Below are 16,111 nucleotides of genomic sequence, written 5' to 3'. Positions count from 1 at the left end.
CGGGGCAGCGGGATCAGACGGTGAGCCAGTCGGTGACGATCACCGCCTCGCCCGTGCGCAGCCGTAGCGCGAAGGGACCGGCCGGGGACGCCTCGTAGCTGAAGCGCCCCATGTCGTCGGTCGTGAGCGGCGAGCCCGCCTGCGGTCCGCTGAGCACCTCGACCCGGGCCGACTGGGGCGGCAGCACCTGCCCCATGAGGCCCTGCGGGGTGAGTTCGACGTCGACCGTCACCTCGCCGGCGTGGAAGGTCAGCATCCGCGGCGCCCCCGTCGCTCCCCGCACCGGGATGGCGTCCACCACCGAGTCGAAGGACAGTTCGGCGATCCGGCTGTCCAGATCGTGCAGTGCGAACGCCTCGACGGCGATCTGCCGCAGGCCGGGCGGCACGGGGTCCAGGATGGCCGTGGCCTGCCGGAGTTCCTCCTCCAGCATGTCCAGGGCGAACTCCTCGTCCGGCAGGGCCGCTTCGTCGAACTCGAAGACACCGTCATCGTCGGCGTCGTCGTTCATGTCGTGCATCTCGTTCATGTCGCTCACATCGCCCCCCGGGCTTCCAGCCGTGCCCGCAGCCGCCTGAGGCAGCGCTGGCGCAGTGGTCCGATGCTGCCCACCGCGATGCCGAGGGCGGCGGACACCTCCTGGTAGCCCGGCTTCGGCGAGGCCATCAGGATGCGCAGCAACTGACGGCAGCGCTCACCGAGTTCCTCGAACTCCTGCCACAGGTACCGCACCCGCTCGCTCTGGGCGGCGGCCTCCTCGGAGTCGATGAACGACTGCTCGGGCGTACGGTCCTCGCTGATCCGGTCCAAGAGCTGCGGATCGTCCGTGACGGTCAGCCGCCTTAAACTCTTGAGCACCTTCAGGCACTCGTGGCGCGCGGTGCTCGCCAGCCAGGACTTGGCCTTGTCGGGTTCGCGGATCCGCCCGAGGTGCTGGGCGAAGCGGAACCACACGGTCTGGTACACCTCGTGCGCGTCGGCGTCGGAGAGCCGGTGCGCGCGCACAACCGCCCACACCAGTGGGCTCAGTCCTTCCACGAGCGCCTTCCAGGCCGCCGCGTCGCCGTCGACGGCGGACTGGACCAGCGCACCGACATCTGCTCGGTCCACGGTCCCACCCCTCGTGTACGGCAAGTCATCGTACGCCGTGGAAGGGACCACTCCGGCCCTCATGTGCCGACCGGACGCTGCACGACCGGCACCGGGCGCCAGCCGGCGGGCCGCAGCGCCGGTACATGCGCCCCGCGCACTTCGGCGAACTGGGTGTTGGCGGCGAGCAGTTGCCGCCGGGCCGCGCGCGGGTCGGTCTCCTTGTTCGCGGTCATGTGGGCGGCGACCAGCCCTGCGACGACCGGAGTGGCGAAGGAGGTGCCGCTCCAGTGCGCGTAGCCCTCGAACATCACCTGGTCCGGCTTCGCGACCGTGCCGTCCTCGCTCAACACGCCGACGTGGGAAGGGGACTGGCAGGTGCACACGTAGGTGAAGCCGTACCGGCAGGCCTCGTACGTGGAGTGCTGGTACAGGTACGGCACGGGGGCGTCGAAGCCGGTGAGGGTGCTGGTGAGACGCTCGCCGGGGGCGTAGACCTTCACCCAGGAGCCGTGGTTGCTGAAGCAGGCGCCGAACTCGCCGTCGCCGCGCAGGGCGCCGACCGACAGGACGACGTCCCGGTAGTCGGGCAGGTCGGCGTAGGCGGCGGGCCAGAAGGGGCTGGCGCTGGCGTTGTTGCCGGCCGCGGCGACCAACAGGGTGTCGTGGGCGCGCAGTTCCTCCATGAAGGCGTCCATGCCGAGCAGGCCGTCGGTGCGGCCGTTGGAGGTGCCCGCGGAGAGGCTGATGATGTCGGGCCAGCCGCCGTCGACGGCATCGAAGAGCTTCTCGCCGAGCTCGGACTCCAGGATGGCGCCCGCGTCGTTGAGGGTGCTGCGGACCGTGATGTCGGTGTTGGGCGCGACGGCCGCGAGGACTCCGGCGATGAACGTGCCGTGCCCGACGTACTGGAGGAGGTTTCCGGCCGGGTCGGTCTCGGTGCCGTGCAGGTCGCCGTCGACGTGGGCGAGCAGCGGGACGAGCGCGTGGTCGTGGGTGAGGCCGTTGTCGACGACGAGGACGCCCACGGCGGTGCCGGCGTCGTGGCCCGCCTCCCCGGGGGCCGGGTTGGTGCCCTGGCTGAGCGAGGCGGGAACCGGCTCGTCGCCCGGGCAGGAGTTGACCGCGATCGACACCACGTGGTTGCGGCTGACCATGCGGCGTCCGGCGCGTCCCTCGCGTTCGCTCAGGGCGCGCAGGGCGTGGGTGACGGCACGGTCGCCGCGCCGGTCGCCGTGGCCCGGGTCGCCGACCTTGATGCGGGTGATGCCCGAGCGGTTGGTCTCGGGGCTGTCCCGCTGCACGTAGTCGCCGGTCAGACCGGTCGCCTCGGTGAAGTGGCTGCGCACGGTCTGCTCGACGAGCGCCGCGTCGCGCCCGTCGCGGGCGAGGACGACGCCCTTCTCGTAGATGAACTCCGAGGCGTCGTCGGGGCCGAGGGCCAGCGGGACGTCGGGCATGGAACGCTGGATCTGGTCGAACTGCTCGTGGAATCGCTGAGGTGCCATGGCGTGTCCTCCCACTGAGGCGGCGGTCGTCAGTCAGAGCCGCGGGGCCGATGATTGATACAGCGCCAAACCGGTGTGGCCTGCCACCTGGGCCACTACCATCCTTTGAGTGACAGCGGGAAGCGACACGGTTCTCGAACTTCTGCCGATGGTGTTCGCCGCCCCCAACCAGGCGCTGGCGAGGGCGGAGGAAGTACTCGGCTCGGAGCCCTCACCGCTGCACGCCTCCGTCGCCCACCAGGTCATCGGCATCTGGCAGCGGGACTGGGGCGACATGCGGATCGCCCTGGACCATCTGCGCCGGGCCCGCGATCTCGGCGCGCGCTCGGAGTCGCCCGACCGAGAGGCGGACGCGCTGGCCGCGCTCGGTGTGGCGCTGGTGCACGCGGGGCGCACCCGGCAGGGCCTGGAGTCGCTGGAGCGGGGTGTCGCGGTCAGCAGCGGTCACACCAGAGCACAGGTCCTGTTCCGGCGCGCCTACGCCTCGTGGGTGCTCGGGCATCACCGGGAGGCGCTGGAGGACGTACGGCGGGCGGTGCCGGTGCTGCGGCAGGCGGGCGACGTCATCTGGACGGCGCGGGCGCTGACCCTGCGGGCCACCGTGCATCTGGCGCTCGGGGCGGTCGAGCGGGCGGACGCCGACTTCACGGCGGCCGAGGCCCTGTGGGACACCACGGGCCAGGAGCACGACAAGGCCGACGCGGTGGAGAGCCGGGGCCTTGCCGCGTACCGGTCGGGGGACGTCCCGGCCGCGCTGCGGCTGCTCGACGAGGCGCAGGAGCGGTACGCCAAGCTCGGCACCCCGATGTTCATGCTCACCATCCGGCGCTGCGAGGTCCTGATGGCCGCGGGCCTCGCCCCGGAGGCGCTCGCGGAGGCGGACGCGGCGATCAAGGTGCTCGACGGGATCGGCGGACAGTCCACCCGCAAGGCGGAGCTGCTGCTCGCCGCCGCGCGGGCGGCCCGGCACGCGGGCGACGCGCACACCGCGATCGCGCGCGCCGACATGGCCGTACGGCTGTTCGCGGGGCAGCGGCGCACCTGGTGGGAGACGCATGCCCGGCTGGTGCTGATCGAGGCGCGGGTCGCCGCCGGGCGCGGCTCGGGCCGGCTGGTCGCGGACGCGGCCGCGGTCGCCGACCGGCTGGCCTCCTTCGAGGCGCCGGCCGCCCCTGAGGCCTCGCTGCTGGCGGGCCGGATCGCGCTCGGCCTGGGGTGGCGGGAGGATGCCCGACGGCACCTGGAGGTGGCCGCCCGCAGCCGGCACAGCGGGCCGCCGCTGGCGCGGATGACGGGATGGGCCGCGCAGGCGCTGTGGGCGCGGGCCGTGGGCTCCGACCGGCGGGTGCTGGAAGCCTGTCGCCGCGGCCTGGACGTGCTCGACGCTCACCGTACGACCCTGGGCGCCTCGGAACTGCGGGCGCGGGCCACCGCGCAGGGCGCCGAGCTCGCCGGACTCGCCGCGCGGACCTCGCTCGCCTCGGGCGGGCCGCGGCGGCTGCTGGTGTGGAGCGAGCGCTGGCGGGCCACGGTGCTGACCGCGCCGCCGACCCGCCCGCCGGCCGACCCGGCGCTGCTCAGCGACCTCACCGCCTTCCGCGAGATAGCGGCACGCGCGGAGGGGGCCCGGATGGAGGGCCGGCCGGTGCCGACGCTGGAGCGTGAACAGCGGCGCCTGGAACGGGAGATCCGCTCCCGGACCCTCCACATGCGGGGCGACGCTCCCGGTGACGGCTACCGGTTCGACCCCGGCGTACTGCTGGAACGGCTCGGTGACGACGTACGGCTGGTCGAACTCGCCGTGCTCGACGGGCGGGTTCAGGTGCTGCTGTGCGCGCAGGGAAGGGTGCGGCGGTTCGAGGGCGGGCTGCTGGCCGACGCGGAGCGCGAGGCCGAGCATGTCCAGTCGGGGCTCCGACGGCTGGCCCACCCGGGGGCGGAGGCCCGCCTGCCGGTGGTGGAGGCGGCGGGGCGGCGCCTGGAGGAGCTGCTGCTCGGGCCGGCCGCCGCGCAGCTCGGCTCCGGACCGGTCGTGGTGGTGCCGCCAGGGCGGCTGCACCAGGTGCCGTGGGCACTGCTGCCCTCGCTGCGGGAGCGGGTGTTCAGCGTGTCGCCGTCGGCGAGCAGCTGGCTGCGTGCGCGGGAGACCGCGCCACCGTACGGCGGACGTCAGGTGCTCGTCCGCGGGCCGGGCCTCGCGAGCGGGGGCGCCGAGGTGCCCGAACTGGCCGGACGGTACGGCTCCGCGACCGTCCTGGAGCACGAGGACGCGCGTGTGCCGCGGGTGTTGGAGGAACTGGACGGGGCGACGCTGGCGCACATCGCCGCGCACGGCACGTTCCGTGCGGACAGCCCGCTGTTCTCGTCCCTGCGGATGGCCGACGGGCCGCTCATCGTCCACGACTTCGAGCGCCTCGACCGCAGCCCGTACCGGATCATCCTGTCCTGCTGCGACACCGCCCGGTTCGCCTCGGTCGGCGCGGACGAGCTGCTCGGCCTGGTCACCGCGCTGCTGCCGCTGGGCACGGCGGGCGTGGTGGCCTGCAGTGCGCCGGTCAACGACGAGGCGGTGGTGCCCCTGATGCTCGCGCTGCACAAGGGTCTCAGCGCGGGGGCGTCGATGGCGGAGGCGCTGCGTGACGCGCGGGGCTCGCTGCCGGGGGACGCGGTGCATCAGGCGACGGGATGGGCGTTCTCGGCGTTCGGGGCGGCGTGAGCCGCGCCGGAACGGTGCGTGGGACGGCGTGAGCCGCGCCGGGGTGGTGCGTGGGACGGCGTGAACCGCGCCGGGGTGGTGCGTGGGACGGCGTGAACCGCGCCGGGGTGGTGCGTGGGGCGGCCTGACCCCTCCCCCGAATACTGGGGGTCAGACCGCCCCGGTCCGGTGTCCGGCTCAGGCGGGCTGGGCCTCCGGCAGCTCCACCAGGCACGGCAGCGCGTCGCGGTCGCTCGCGCCGAGGCGGGCGTAGGCGCTGTAGAGGTGGTTGCCGACCGTGCGGACGGAGAGGGTGAGCTTCTCCGCGATCTGGCGGTTGCTCAGGCCGGTGGCCGCGAGGGTGACGATCTGCCGCTGGCGGGCCGTGAGTTCGCCGAGGACCAGTCCGGACAGGGCCGGGGTGCGGGCGCCCTGGCAGCGGCGGGCCAGGGCGACGGCACGGGTGCGCGAGGTGCGGGCGGCACCGGGGTCGCGGTGCGCCCGTACGGCCTGGGCGTACGCCTCCGCCGCGAAGAGCAGGAAACCGCGCTCCTCCAGGGTGTGCGCCGCACGGTCGAGGGCGGCTCCGTCGCCGCGGGCGAGCGCGTCGGCGTGCTCGGCGAAGACTCCGGTCAGCCGCCCTTCGGCGCGGTCGGGTGCGCCGAGCCGGACGGCGTCGTACGGCTCCGCGCCGACCGCGCCGAGCGCCGCGTCGAGGTCGCCGTGGGCGGCGGCCCACCAGGTGGCCGCCGAACCGCCCGCGGCCTCCGGCGAGTTGGCCGCGCCGTGAGGGCGAGGTGGGTCACCGGCGGGTCGCGAGGTGCCGGATGCGGTTCCGGTCGAGGTGAGTCGGCCCTCGCGGTACCCGGCCCCGGGTACCACCGGTCCCCCGTCGGCGATCCCTTCGGCGTCCCCCGACTGCGCCGCGGCCAGGGTGAGTTCGAGACCGCAGGCCAGGTCGTCGGCAGCGGCCCGCAGTCCCTCCCTCGCCCAGGCCGCGGCCTCCCGCAGCTCCCCCCGCAGACGCGCGAACCGTGCTCGTACGGCGGCGTGCCGGGCCGGCACTCCGAGGCCCTCGTCCACGAGCCACTCCCCCACCGGGGCCGGTACGGCCCGTACGTCCGTCTCGGCGATCGCCCGGGTCAGGGCGGCCGTCTCGGACTCCAGGGCGGCCGTGCGGTCGGACGGGGTGCTGGACAGGCGGCGGGCCCTCAGGCGTCCCGCGGCCGCCCGCAGCACCGGGCCGTGGAGGGGGTGGGCGAGGCGGGCGGCGCCCTGTTCGTCGACGTGGACCAGGCCGTCGGCCTCCAGGCCTTCGAGCGCGTCCAGGTCGAGCGTGTCGGCGTCCATCGGGAGCGGCTCGCCGAAGGCCAGGCGGTCCAGGGTCTCGCGCTCGCCGGGACCGGAGCGGTCGAGGAGGTGCGCGGTGCGCTCGCGCAGGGTCGCGGTGACCGGCACCGGGCCGCGCCACTCCCACTCGCCCGCGCCCGGGACCCGGCGCAGCAGTCCGCGCCCGCGCACCGCGTCCACCAGCTCGCGCAGCAGCCGGAGATCGCCCCGGCACAGGCGGTGCAGCCGGTTGACGGTGAGGACGTCGAGGCCGCCGGCGCCGGCCGCGAGCAGCTGCGCCATCTCCTCGCGGGGCAGCGGTTCCAGGGCCAGCCGCGGCAGGAGTTCCCCGGTCCACAGTCGGGAGATCGCGCCCGGCGCCCGCGGGCCCTCGGTGGCGACGACCAGGAGCCGGGTGCGGCCGTGCACGGCGAGCTGGTGGACCAGGGCCGCCGAGGCGTCGTCCAGCAGGTGGGCGTCGTCGACCAGCAACAGCCGTACACCGGAGAGCAGTTGGACCGCGTGATGCAGGGACACGGTCTCCGGCAGGAGGTGCGCGAAGGCGGCGAACGGGAGGGTGCGGGTCTCGGGCGTGCCCGCCACCCTGGCGCAGTCCGTGCCGCGCACGGCCTCCGTGACGAGCCGGGTCTTGCCCTGGCCCGCGGGCCCTGTCACGACGATGCCGTGCCGTCCCCCGGCCACGGACCGGCGGATCAGCTCGAGTTCGTCCTCCCGCCCGGTGAACGGCCAGGGCAGTTCCAGGGTCTTCGCGTCCCGTTCGAAAGTCATCACGGAAGCAAGAGCACCGCTACTCAGGTCTGATACACCGGGACTTGAGTAGCCCCCGACTCAGGCGCCCCGGGGCGGCCCGACGGCACTCTGAACCCCATGACCGCACGCTACTGCTCCCTCGCGCAGCAGTCGGCTCCGGTGTACGCGCCGGGGCTGGCCGCCGAGCGGCTGAGTGCGCTCATCGGCGGCAGCCGGATGTGGGTCAACAGCACGGTCCTGCACTACTGCTTCTTCGACGGCGACACCGACGGTTCGGTCATTCCGGTTCCGGGGACCGGGCAGTCCCGTCGGGTGTCGTGGGTCGGCGCCAAGGAGCAGCGGGACGTGGTGCGCGAGTGCTTCAAGGAATGGCAGGACCTCGGCATCGGGGTGCGGTTCGCCGAGGTCGGTGACCGTTCGGAGGCAGAACTGCGGATCGGATTCCAACTGGGGGACGGTTCCTGGTCGGCGGTGGGCAGGGACGCGCTCCTCGTCGGTCTGAACGATCGCACCATGAACTTCGGCTGGGACCTGACCGCGCCCGGGGAGCGCGGGACGGCCCTGCACGAGATCGGGCACGCGCTCGGCATGCTGCACGAGCACCAGAGTCCGTTCGCCGGGCTCCACTGGGACGACGAGGCCGTGTACGCCGATCTGGCGGGTCCGCCGAACTTCTGGAGCCGGGACCGGACGTTCTTCAACATCCTGCGCAAGCTGCACCCGGACGAGGTCAACGGCTCCGTCTGGGACCCGCAGTCGATCATGGAGTTTCCCTTCGAGGCGGGGCAGATCCTGGAGCCCGAGCAGTTCCGCGCGGGGCTCAACCCGCCCGGCACGCTGTCGGCCGCCGACAAGGAGTACGTCCTGCGCTGGTACCCGCCGACCGAGCAGGTCCGGCCGCCGGAGCTGGTGCCCTTCCGGTCCGTGCCGCTCGGGCTCGGTCCGGGTGAGCAGGCCGACTTCACCGTGGAACCGCCGGAGACCCGCGAGTACACGGTGGGCACCTTCGGCGACGGCGACACCGTCGTCGTGGTCTTCGAGGAACGGGACGGAGAAGCCCGCTACCTCAACGGCCACGACGACGGAGGCACTCCGCACAACGCAACACTCAAGGCCCGTCTCGTGAAGGGCCGCCGCTACTTCGTCCGTGTGCGCCTGTACTCCGCGTGGGGTTCGGGGGAAACCGCGGTCATGTGCTGGTGACAGCACGTACGGCCGCACACGGGCGAGGCTGGACCATCTGTCCGGCGCCGGGGGAATGGCCGGAAGCACGTAGCCTTCGGGGGAGGGAAACGTGCTTCCGGCCACGCGGCGTTCACCGGCACTTTCACATGGGTACCGGACCGAGGCCCGCCGCCGTCGGGGCCGGTCTCACTGGACCGGTTCGAGAAGGTACGGCTCATCGGCGCCGTCCTCGGCCGGTCACTGTCCCAGGGTCTGGAGGGCGGCCGTAGCCTCGTACGCGAAGCCCCCGAGAAACAGGGAGACAGCGCGTGATCACCGGATACGTCATCGGCGAGAGCCTGCGGCCCGGAGCCGTGTTCGAGCCGCGCGGGCTGCGGTTGCGGAAGGTCCACCGGGTGGAGATCGGCGGGGCGAGCGCCGCGCAGCCGCCCGTGTGGACGCTCGTCGAGTGGGAGAGCGACGGCGAGGACGTCCAAGCCCTCGCGGACGCGCTCGCCGCGGCCCTGGAGCCGGACAACGGCTGGTACGCCGACTTCACGGCCGGGGACGAGTGTGTGGTGGTCTTCGCCGGACGGGTCTTCCGCTATCGGCGCGGCGACGAGAAGGGCCGCGCCGAAGCGGTCGCGTACGGTCGGTCGGTGGGTACGCCCGAGCATCAGCTCGACTGGGCGGAGTGAGCGTCGGCCGCACCGGTCTCTACGGGGGTCAGGCCACCCGCTCCTCGCCCCGGGTGTCGTCGGGGTGCGCGAGGCCGAGGTGGTGGCGCAGGGTCGGGCCCTCGTAGTCGGTGCGGAAGACGCCCTGTTCCTGCAGGAGCGGGACGACCTTGTCGGCGAAGGCGTCGAGGCCGGTCGGGGTGATGTGCGGGACCAGGATGAATCCGTCGCTCGCGTCGGCCTGGACGTACTCGTTGATGGTGCGGGCGATCGTCTCCGGAGAGCCGATGAAGTTCTGCCGGTTGCCGGTGTGGATGACCAGGTCGCGGATGGACCACTTGTTGGCGGCGGCCAGTTCGCGCCACTCGCGGGCGGTGGCCAGCGGGTCGCGGTACATGCGGACCTGGGCGCGGCCCCGGGAGATGTGCTCCTCGCTCACCAGCGGGTCGATCTCGGGCAGCGGCCCGTCCGGGTCGTACGACGAGAGGTCCCTGTTCCAGACGAACTCCAGGTGCTTGAGCGCGGTGGCCCCGCTGACCTGCCGGCGTCGGACGATCCGGGCCAGTTCCTCGGCCTCGGCGTCGGTGTCGGCGAGGGCGAAGGAGGCGGCGGGCAGGATGAGCAACTGGTCGTGGCGGCGGCCGTACTTGGCGAGGCGGTTCTTGACGTCGGTGTAGAAGGCCTGGCCCTCCTTGAGGGTGGCGTACCGGCTGAAGATCGCGTCGGCACCGGACGCGGCGAACTCGCGTCCTTCCTCGGAGTCTCCGGCCTGGAAGACCACCGGGCGGCCCTGCGGGGAGCGCGGGACGTTGAACTGGCCGTGGATGTCGAAGTGCTGCCCGTTGTGGACGAAGGAGCCGGCCTTCGCGTCCCGGAGAAAGACGCCCGAGGCCTGGTCGGCGAGGATCTCGTCGCCGTGCCAGGAGTCGAAGAGCTCCTGGGTGGTGGCGAGGAACTCCTTGGCGCGGGAGTATCGCTCCTCCTGCGGCAGGAAGCCGCCACGACGGAAGTTCTCGCCGGTGAAGGCGTCCCAGGAGGTGACGACGTTCCAGGCGGAGCGGCCGCCGGAGAGATGGTCGAGGCTGGCGAACTGGCGGGCCACCTCGTAGGGCTCGTTGAACGTGGAGTTGATGGTGCCGGTCAGGCCCAGGTGTTCGGTGACCGCGGCCAGGGCGGCGAGGACGGTGAAGGTGTCGGGGCGGCCGACCACGTCCAAGTCGTAGATCTTGCCGTCCTGTTCGCGCAGACGCAGGCCCTCGGCGAGGAACAGGAAGTCGAACTTGGCGCGTTCGGCCGTCTTCGCGAAGTGCGCGAAGGAGCTGAACTCGATGTGGCTGCCGGCCTCGGGGTCGCTCCACACGGTGGTGTTGTTGACGCCGGGGAAGTGGGCGGCCAGGTGGATCTGCTTCAGGGGCTTGGACATGGTTCGGGATCCCTCCGGCTCAGGCGGAAGCTGCGGCGTAGCGGTTGGCGGGGCGGGCGAGGCCCAGCAGGCCGCGCAGGGTGTCGGCCTCGTAGGCGGTGCGGAAGGCGCCCCGGCGCTGGAGTTCGGGGACCAGGCCGCGGGTGATCGCCGGGAGGTCGTGGCCGAGCACGGCGGGCCGCAGCCGGAATCCGGTGAGGCCCGCCTCCCGGAACTCGACCAGCAGGTCGGCGAGTTGGGCCGCGGTGCCGGCGAAGACGCGGGCATCACTGGTGTACGGCTCGCCCGCGAGTGCGTCCAGACGTGCGCGCCGGTCCTCCGCGGCCGCCTGGTCGTCGTCGAGGAAGACGACCAGGTCGCCGAAGACATGCAGGGGTTCACCCGATCGCCCGGCCGCCTCCTGTTCGGCGCGGATCTCGGCGACGATCGCCCGGGCCTGGTCGGTGTCGTGCGGGGTGATGTAACCCACGTCCGCCTGGCGTGCGATGAGCCGGTAGGGGACGGTCTGGTGGCCGAGGGCGGTGACGAGCGGCTGGCCCTGCGGCGGACGGGGTGTGATGGAGGGGCCCTTGACGCTGAAGTGCCTGCCCTCGAAGTCGATGTAGTGCAGCTTGTCCCGGTCGATGAAGCGGCCGGTGGCGGCGTCGCGGATCTCGGCGTCGTCCTCCCAGCTGTCCCAGAGCCGGCGCACGGCCTCCACGTAGTCGGCGGCCTCGTCGAAGAGGTCGGTGACCAGGTCCTGGGTCCCGGGGCTGTCGTAGGCCTCGATGCGCGGGATGGTGCGGCGGCCGAAGTGCGCGGCCTCGTTGGGGCGGGCGGTGATCTGGACGCGCACGCCCGCGCGGCCGGTGCTGACGTAGTCGAGCGTCGCGATGGCCTTGGAGAGGTGGAAGGGCTCGGTGTGGGTGACCACGGCGGTCGGGACCAGGCCGATGTGCCGGGTGAGCGGGGCGATGCGCGAGGCGATCAGGACGGCGTCGAGGCGGCCGCGGACCTGGTCGGTGCGTTCGTCCGGGTCGAGGAAGTGGCTGGACTGCGGGCCGAGTCCGTCCTCGATGGTGACGAAGTCGAGCAGGCCGTGCTCCGCCTCGGCGACCAGATCGGCCCAGTACCCGGCGGTGAGCAGGTCGCGCGGCCGTGCCACCTGCTCGCGCCAGGAGGCGGGGTGCCAGCCGGTACCGTCCAGTGCCACGGCGAGATGCAGCGAGGGGAGCGAGGGGAGGGACGAAGACGAGGAAGCAGACGAAGAAGAGGGGGACACGGGTGTGCCTTCCTGGAGGTCCGTACGAGAGGGCCGGCCCGCGGATGCGCGGGGCACGGCGGCTGGGCTGCTGACGGGTCAGGAACAACAGAGCGCGGCGGACACGCGCTGGAGATCGATGTGGGGCCTGGAGTGGAGGTGGGCGGAGCGGAGTGTGCTGAGCACGCCCGTCACCTCCTCCTTCTGGGCGCACGACGGCGCCCGGCGGATCTCGTCGTGAGTCACAACACCCTGCCCCGGTGGGATGTTCCTGGGCTGCGGACCAGGAGGACGGGCGAGCGGCGGCGCAGGGTGAGGCCGATCGACTCGTAGAGCCGGATCGCGTTCGCGTTGTCGGCGGCGGCGTGCAGGAACGGGGTGTCGCCGCGCTCCCGGATCCCGGCGGCGACCGCGCGGACCAGCCGGGTGGCCAGACCCCGGCCCCGGTGGGCCGGGTCGGTGCAGACCGCGCTGATCTCGGTCCAGCCGGGCGGCCGCAGCCGCTCGCCGGCCAGGGCGACCAGCCGTCCCCGGTCCCGGATGCCGAGGTAGGTGCCGAGTTCCGTGGTCCGTTCGCGGAAGGGGCCTGGCCTGGTGCGGGCGACCAGGTCCAGGATCTCGGGCACGTCGTCGGGGCCGAGCCGTACCGCCTCGGGTGCGGGTTCGGCCCGCAGGGCGGTGTCGACCAGTTGGACGCCCACTCCCCCGCCGACGACCTCCCAGCCGTCCGGAACCCGCTCGACGGGCTTGATCCGTACGGTGGTTCCGGGGCCGACGAGTGCGAGCAGGTCGGCCCAGGCGGCCGGGTCGCGGGGATCGGCGAGGGCGGCGACGGCGTAGACGTCGTCCGGGTAGCGGGCGGCGAGGCCGACCCGCTCGGCGAACTCGGCGTGCGGGCCGTCCAGAGCGGCCCATACGGCGTTGTCCAGGACGGAGATCGGATGTGCGGTGGGTCTCAGGGAGGCTCCGCCTCCGCGGAGTTCGGTCTGTCGGGTCACGGAGGCGGAGTCCTTTCCCAGGTCAACTGTTGTGTATGTCAGGCTTCCTGATCGGCTGTCAGGAGTTGTCGAGCGGCAGCCCGGGCGGGTTGACCTCCGACTTGGAGACGGCGTCGTTGGAGAGGTTCCACGCGGCGAGCCACTTGGCGTACTGGCCGTTGTCGATCAGGTGGTTGATCGCGTCGGCGAGGGGCTTGGCGAGGCCGCTGTCCTTCTTCGCGGTCGCGGCGATCAGTCCCTGGAGCGACTCTCCGGCGCCGGAGTACTGGCCCGCGATCTTCGTCGGGTTGGGTGTGCTCGCGCTCTGGGTGACGTGGTACGAGAGGTTCGGGCTGGGACCGAGGTAGGAGTCGATCTTGCCGCTGTTGAGGGCGAGGTAGGTGCTCGGGCTGTCCTGGAAGTACTTGATGGTGAGCTTCTTGCCCTTCTTCTTCAGCTTGCTCTGCCACTCCAGCAGGATCCGCTCCTGGTTGGTGCCGGCGCCGACCGAGACGGTCCGGCCCGCGAGCGCCTCGTAGTTGCCGTCGAAGGTCCACTTCGAGGACTTGAGCGTCTCGAAGGCGAGGTCGTCCTTGCGGTAGGAGGCGAACTCGTACTTCTGCTTGCGCTCCTCGGTGTCGGTGATGTTGGAGAAGCCGACGTTCACCTTGCCGCTGTCGATGCCGACGAAGAGGTTCTCCCAGGTGAACCGCTTGACCTCGGGTTCGAGGCCGAGGACGGCGGCGACCAGGCGGGCCAGGTCGGTCTCGGAGCCGGTGAGCGTCTTCTGGTCGCTGCCCACGAAGCCGAGCGGCGGGGAGCCGGAGGGCAGGGTGCCGGAGCCGATGACGAGCTTGCCGCTCTTCTTGACGGCGTCGGGCAGTTCGGCGCTGATGGACTTGACCTCGGCGACCTTGAGGGTGGTCTCCTTGGCGGCGCCGTTGGACAGTCGGCCGACGGTGACCGTGCCGGCGCTGTCGTTCGTCCGAGTGGCGGCGTCGCTGTCCCCACCGCAGGCGGCGAGCCCGCCGGCGAGGGTGGTGGCGGCGGTCGCCGCGGTGATGCCGCGTATCAGGCTGCGTCGGGAGATGCGAGTGGGCATGGCTGTCCTTGTCGTGTCGTTCGGAGTGCTGGGAAGGGGGGTGGTTTCAGAGGACCTTGCCGAGGAAGTCCCGGGTCCGCTCGTGGCGTGGCTTGTCGAGGACCTCGGAGGGCGGGCCCTGCTCGACGATGCGGCCGCCGTCGATGAAGACGACCCGGTCGGCGATCTCGCGGGCGAAGCCGATCTCGTGGGTGACGATGACCAGGGTGGTGCCGCTGGTCGCCAAGTCCTTGATCACGGCGAGGACTTCACCGACGAGTTCGGGGTCGAGGGCGGAGGTCGGCTCGTCGAAGAGGATGACGCCGGGGCGCAGGGCGAGGGCGCGGGCGATGGCCACGCGCTGCTGCTGGCCGCCGGAGAGCTGGCGCGGGTAGGCGCCGGTCCTGTCGGCGAGGCCGACCCGGACAAGCAGCTCGCGGGCCAGTTCCTGAGCTTCGGCCTTGGTGAGCTTCCCGGTCGCCACCGGGGCGGCGGCCACGTTGTCCAGGACCGTCAGGTGCGGGAAGAGGTTGAAGTTCTGGAAGACGAACCCGATCCGGCTGCGTTGGGCCAGGATGGCCCGCTCGCTGAGCTCCTTGAGCCGCTCGCCCTGCCGGCGGACCCCGATCAGCTCGCCGTTGACGCTGACATGGCCGATCTCCGGCTTCTCCAGGTGGTTGATGACCCGCAGCAGGGTGGACTTGCCGGAACCGGACGGGCCCAGGATGACGGTGACCTCGCCGGGGCGCACGGTCAGGTCGACACCGTCCAGGACGCGGTGGGCGCCGTACCACTTGTGCACGCCGTGCACCTCGAGGGAGACGGGGGTGATGTCGGTGACGGTCATGTCGCGGTCTCCCTGCGGACACGGGCCCTGAAGTCGGTGACGGAGGCCCGCAGTTTTTGGATCGGGGTCGGCGGCAGGGAGCGGGTGGCGCCCCGGGCGTAATGCCGCTCGACGTAGAACTGGACGACGGACACCGCGCTGGTGAGGACCAGGTACCAGACGGTGGCGACCAGCAGCAGCGGCACGATATCGCCGGGGTAGGTGGCGCCCATGGACTGCACCGTGCCGAACAGGTCGAGCAGGGAGACGTAGAAGACCAGCGAGGTGCTCTTGATGAGGCCGATGAGCTGGTTGACGTAGTTCGGGGTGATGGAGCGCAGCGCCTGCGGGAAGACGATCTTCCGGAACTGGTAGCCCTTCGGCAGGCCGAGCGCGGAGGCCGCCTCGTGCTGGCCCTGATCGACGGAGAGGATGCCGCCGCGGACCACCTCGGCCGCGTAGGCCGCCTCGTTGAGGCTGAGGCCGATCACCGCGATGACCATGTCGGTGGCGAGCCGGGACTCGTCGAAGCTGAAGAAGGCCGGCCCGAAGGGAACGCCGACGCTCAACGTCTTGTACAGGGCGGAGAAGTTGTAGAGGAAGAGCAGGACCACGATCAGCGGGATCGAACGCAGGGCCCAGACGTAGGTCCAGCTGACCGCGCGCAGCACCGGGCTCTTCGAGAGCCGGGCCAGGGCGAGCAGGATGCCGCCCAGGAGGCCCAGCACCGCGCTGTAGGCGGTGACTTCGAGGGTGATCAGCAGACCGTCGAGGACGGTCGGCCGCAGGAACCAGTAGCCGAAGCGGTCCCACTGGTAGAAGGGGTTGGTCGCCAGGCCGTGGACGAACTGGGCCGCCAGGACCAGGACGACCGCGGTGGCGATCCATCGGCCCGGCCGCCTCAGCGGGAGAACTCGCTGCGCTGCGAGCGGTGGTGACGGGGTGTCGGTCGACGGCGGTGCCTCGGTGAGGGACACGGCGGCGCCTGGGGGTTCACTCATGCGGGGCTCCGGCGGAGTCGGGTTCCCCCCGGACACGGCGAACACGGCGCACTACGGCGGCAGTACGGGACGCACGGGTACCGGGGGCGGGGGCTGGGCGGACGACGGCACACCGCCGGGGCGGTGTTCGTCAGGAACGCGGGGGCTGCGGAGGCGGAACGTCAGCCCCGACAGCGGGCACGGCCCGGTGCGGTACACAGTGCGCTGCTCACGCGGAGCAGGTCGACGGCCCGATCGGCGACGAGCGGGTCGCCGTACGGCCGTACGCAGCCCGGAGAACGGCGTGCGGCCGTCCTGGGAGCTGCGTACATGTCGGTCACCGTCACTGTT

The 16,111-nt window shown here is 72.3% G+C and carries 14 protein-coding genes; 3 read left to right on the top strand and 11 right to left on the bottom strand.

The features are described from left to right. Positions 1 to 13: 13 nt before the first annotated feature. The 3 genes from IOD14_RS15730 to IOD14_RS15720 are packed head-to-tail and all read right to left on the bottom strand — an operon-like array spanning position 14 to position 2,597. The gene (locus IOD14_RS15730; RefSeq protein WP_212673279.1) at positions 14 to 511 is read right to left on the bottom strand and encodes a hypothetical protein; all 498 of its coding nucleotides are present in this window, start codon (positions 509 to 511) and stop codon (positions 14 to 16) included. A gap of 23 nt (positions 512 to 534) precedes the next feature. Then, the gene (locus tag IOD14_RS15725; RefSeq protein WP_212670553.1) at positions 535 to 1,110 is read right to left on the bottom strand and encodes a sigma-70 family RNA polymerase sigma factor; all 576 of its coding nucleotides are present in this window, start codon (positions 1,108 to 1,110) and stop codon (positions 535 to 537) included. Between the two features lie 59 nt (positions 1,111 to 1,169). Beyond that, on the bottom strand, positions 1,170 to 2,597 hold the full coding sequence (locus IOD14_RS15720; protein WP_212670552.1) for a S8/S53 family peptidase: 1,428 nt from the start codon (positions 2,595 to 2,597) through the stop codon (positions 1,170 to 1,172). A gap of 148 nt (positions 2,598 to 2,745) precedes the next feature. Between IOD14_RS15720 and IOD14_RS15715 the strand changes: the two genes are divergently transcribed. Next, the gene (locus IOD14_RS15715) at positions 2,746 to 5,313 is read left to right on the top strand and encodes a CHAT domain-containing tetratricopeptide repeat protein (protein ID WP_212673278.1); all 2,568 of its coding nucleotides are present in this window, start codon (positions 2,746 to 2,748) and stop codon (positions 5,311 to 5,313) included. Between the two features lie 177 nt (positions 5,314 to 5,490). Here the strand turns inward: IOD14_RS15715 and IOD14_RS15710 are convergent, their stop codons facing one another. Continuing rightward, entirely contained in the window at positions 5,491 to 7,410 is a 1,920-nt protein-coding gene (locus IOD14_RS15710) for a LuxR family transcriptional regulator (RefSeq protein WP_212670551.1), read from the bottom strand. Between the two features lie 99 nt (positions 7,411 to 7,509). On the opposite strand from IOD14_RS15710, the gene IOD14_RS15705 reads away from it, so the two are divergent. Both IOD14_RS15705 and IOD14_RS15700 read left to right on the top strand, forming a co-directional pair. Beyond that, positions 7,510 to 8,595 (top strand): M12 family metallopeptidase, encoded by a 1,086-nt coding sequence (locus IOD14_RS15705; RefSeq protein ID WP_212670550.1) that lies wholly within the window; start codon positions 7,510 to 7,512, stop codon positions 8,593 to 8,595. A 290-nt stretch (positions 8,596 to 8,885) separates the two neighbouring features. Then, positions 8,886 to 9,254 carry a hypothetical protein gene (locus tag IOD14_RS15700; RefSeq protein WP_212670549.1) on the top strand — a complete coding sequence of 123 codons (369 nt, stop codon included), beginning with the start codon at positions 8,886 to 8,888 and terminating at the stop codon, positions 9,252 to 9,254. Positions 9,255 to 9,282: 28 nt separating this feature from the next. On the opposite strand, the gene IOD14_RS15695 is transcribed toward IOD14_RS15700, so the two are convergent. The 7 genes from IOD14_RS15695 to IOD14_RS15670 all read right to left on the bottom strand — a co-directional run bounded on the left by IOD14_RS15695 (position 9,283) and on the right by IOD14_RS15670 (position 15,781). Beyond that, positions 9,283 to 10,656, bottom strand: coding sequence for an NtaA/DmoA family FMN-dependent monooxygenase (locus IOD14_RS15695; protein ID WP_123993859.1), 1,374 nt, complete (start codon positions 10,654 to 10,656; stop codon positions 9,283 to 9,285). A 19-nt stretch (positions 10,657 to 10,675) separates the two neighbouring features. Then, on the bottom strand, positions 10,676 to 11,917 hold the full coding sequence (locus IOD14_RS15690) for an LLM class flavin-dependent oxidoreductase (protein WP_123993860.1): 1,242 nt from the start codon (positions 11,915 to 11,917) through the stop codon (positions 10,676 to 10,678). 78 nt (positions 11,918 to 11,995) lie between these two features. Further along, on the bottom strand, positions 11,996 to 12,082 hold the full coding sequence (locus IOD14_RS44875) for a putative leader peptide (protein ID WP_348540903.1): 87 nt from the start codon (positions 12,080 to 12,082) through the stop codon (positions 11,996 to 11,998). A 56-nt stretch (positions 12,083 to 12,138) separates the two neighbouring features. After that, positions 12,139 to 12,894 carry a GNAT family N-acetyltransferase gene (locus IOD14_RS15685; RefSeq protein ID WP_212670548.1) on the bottom strand — a complete coding sequence of 252 codons (756 nt, stop codon included), beginning with the start codon at positions 12,892 to 12,894 and terminating at the stop codon, positions 12,139 to 12,141. Between the two features lie 58 nt (positions 12,895 to 12,952). Continuing rightward, positions 12,953 to 13,975 (bottom strand): transporter substrate-binding domain-containing protein, encoded by a 1,023-nt coding sequence (locus IOD14_RS15680; protein WP_212670547.1) that lies wholly within the window; start codon positions 13,973 to 13,975, stop codon positions 12,953 to 12,955. 46 nt (positions 13,976 to 14,021) lie between these two features. After that, positions 14,022 to 14,801 carry an amino acid ABC transporter ATP-binding protein gene (locus IOD14_RS15675; RefSeq protein WP_212670546.1) on the bottom strand — a complete coding sequence of 260 codons (780 nt, stop codon included), beginning with the start codon at positions 14,799 to 14,801 and terminating at the stop codon, positions 14,022 to 14,024. Beyond that, the gene (locus tag IOD14_RS15670) at positions 14,798 to 15,781 is read right to left on the bottom strand and encodes an amino acid ABC transporter permease (protein ID WP_123993864.1); all 984 of its coding nucleotides are present in this window, start codon (positions 15,779 to 15,781) and stop codon (positions 14,798 to 14,800) included. Before IOD14_RS15670 ends, IOD14_RS15675 begins: the two co-directional genes overlap by 4 nt. Positions 15,782 to 16,111 lie beyond the last annotated feature (330 nt).

This window comes from Streptomyces sp. A2-16 (genome assembly GCF_018128905.1).
Classification (GTDB): domain Bacteria; phylum Actinomycetota; class Actinomycetes; order Streptomycetales; family Streptomycetaceae; genus Streptomyces.
Note: the sequence above shows the minus strand (reverse complement) of the source record. Positions and strands in the feature narration are given on the sequence as shown.

Bases quoted from the DNA above. Each gene is read 5' to 3' on its own strand.
- IOD14_RS15670 (WP_123993864.1), bottom strand. From the start codon at position 15,781: ATGAGTGAACCCCCAGGCGCCGCCGTGTCCCTCACCGAGGCACCGCCG.
- IOD14_RS15710 (WP_212670551.1), bottom strand. From the start codon at position 7,410: ATGACTTTCGAACGGGACGCGAAGACCCTGGAACTGCCCTGGCCGTTC.
- IOD14_RS15680 (WP_212670547.1), bottom strand. From the start codon at position 13,975: ATGCCCACTCGCATCTCCCGACGCAGCCTGATACGCGGCATCACCGCG.
- IOD14_RS15715 (WP_212673278.1), top strand. From the start codon at position 2,746: ATGGTGTTCGCCGCCCCCAACCAGGCGCTGGCGAGGGCGGAGGAAGTA.
- IOD14_RS15720 (WP_212670552.1), bottom strand. From the start codon at position 2,597: ATGGCACCTCAGCGATTCCACGAGCAGTTCGACCAGATCCAGCGTTCC.
- IOD14_RS15730 (WP_212673279.1), bottom strand. From the start codon at position 511: ATGAACGACGACGCCGACGATGACGGTGTCTTCGAGTTCGACGAAGCG.
- IOD14_RS15705 (WP_212670550.1), top strand. From the start codon at position 7,510: ATGACCGCACGCTACTGCTCCCTCGCGCAGCAGTCGGCTCCGGTGTAC.
- IOD14_RS15695 (WP_123993859.1), bottom strand. From the start codon at position 10,656: ATGTCCAAGCCCCTGAAGCAGATCCACCTGGCCGCCCACTTCCCCGGC.
- IOD14_RS15675 (WP_212670546.1), bottom strand. From the start codon at position 14,801: ATGACCGTCACCGACATCACCCCCGTCTCCCTCGAGGTGCACGGCGTG.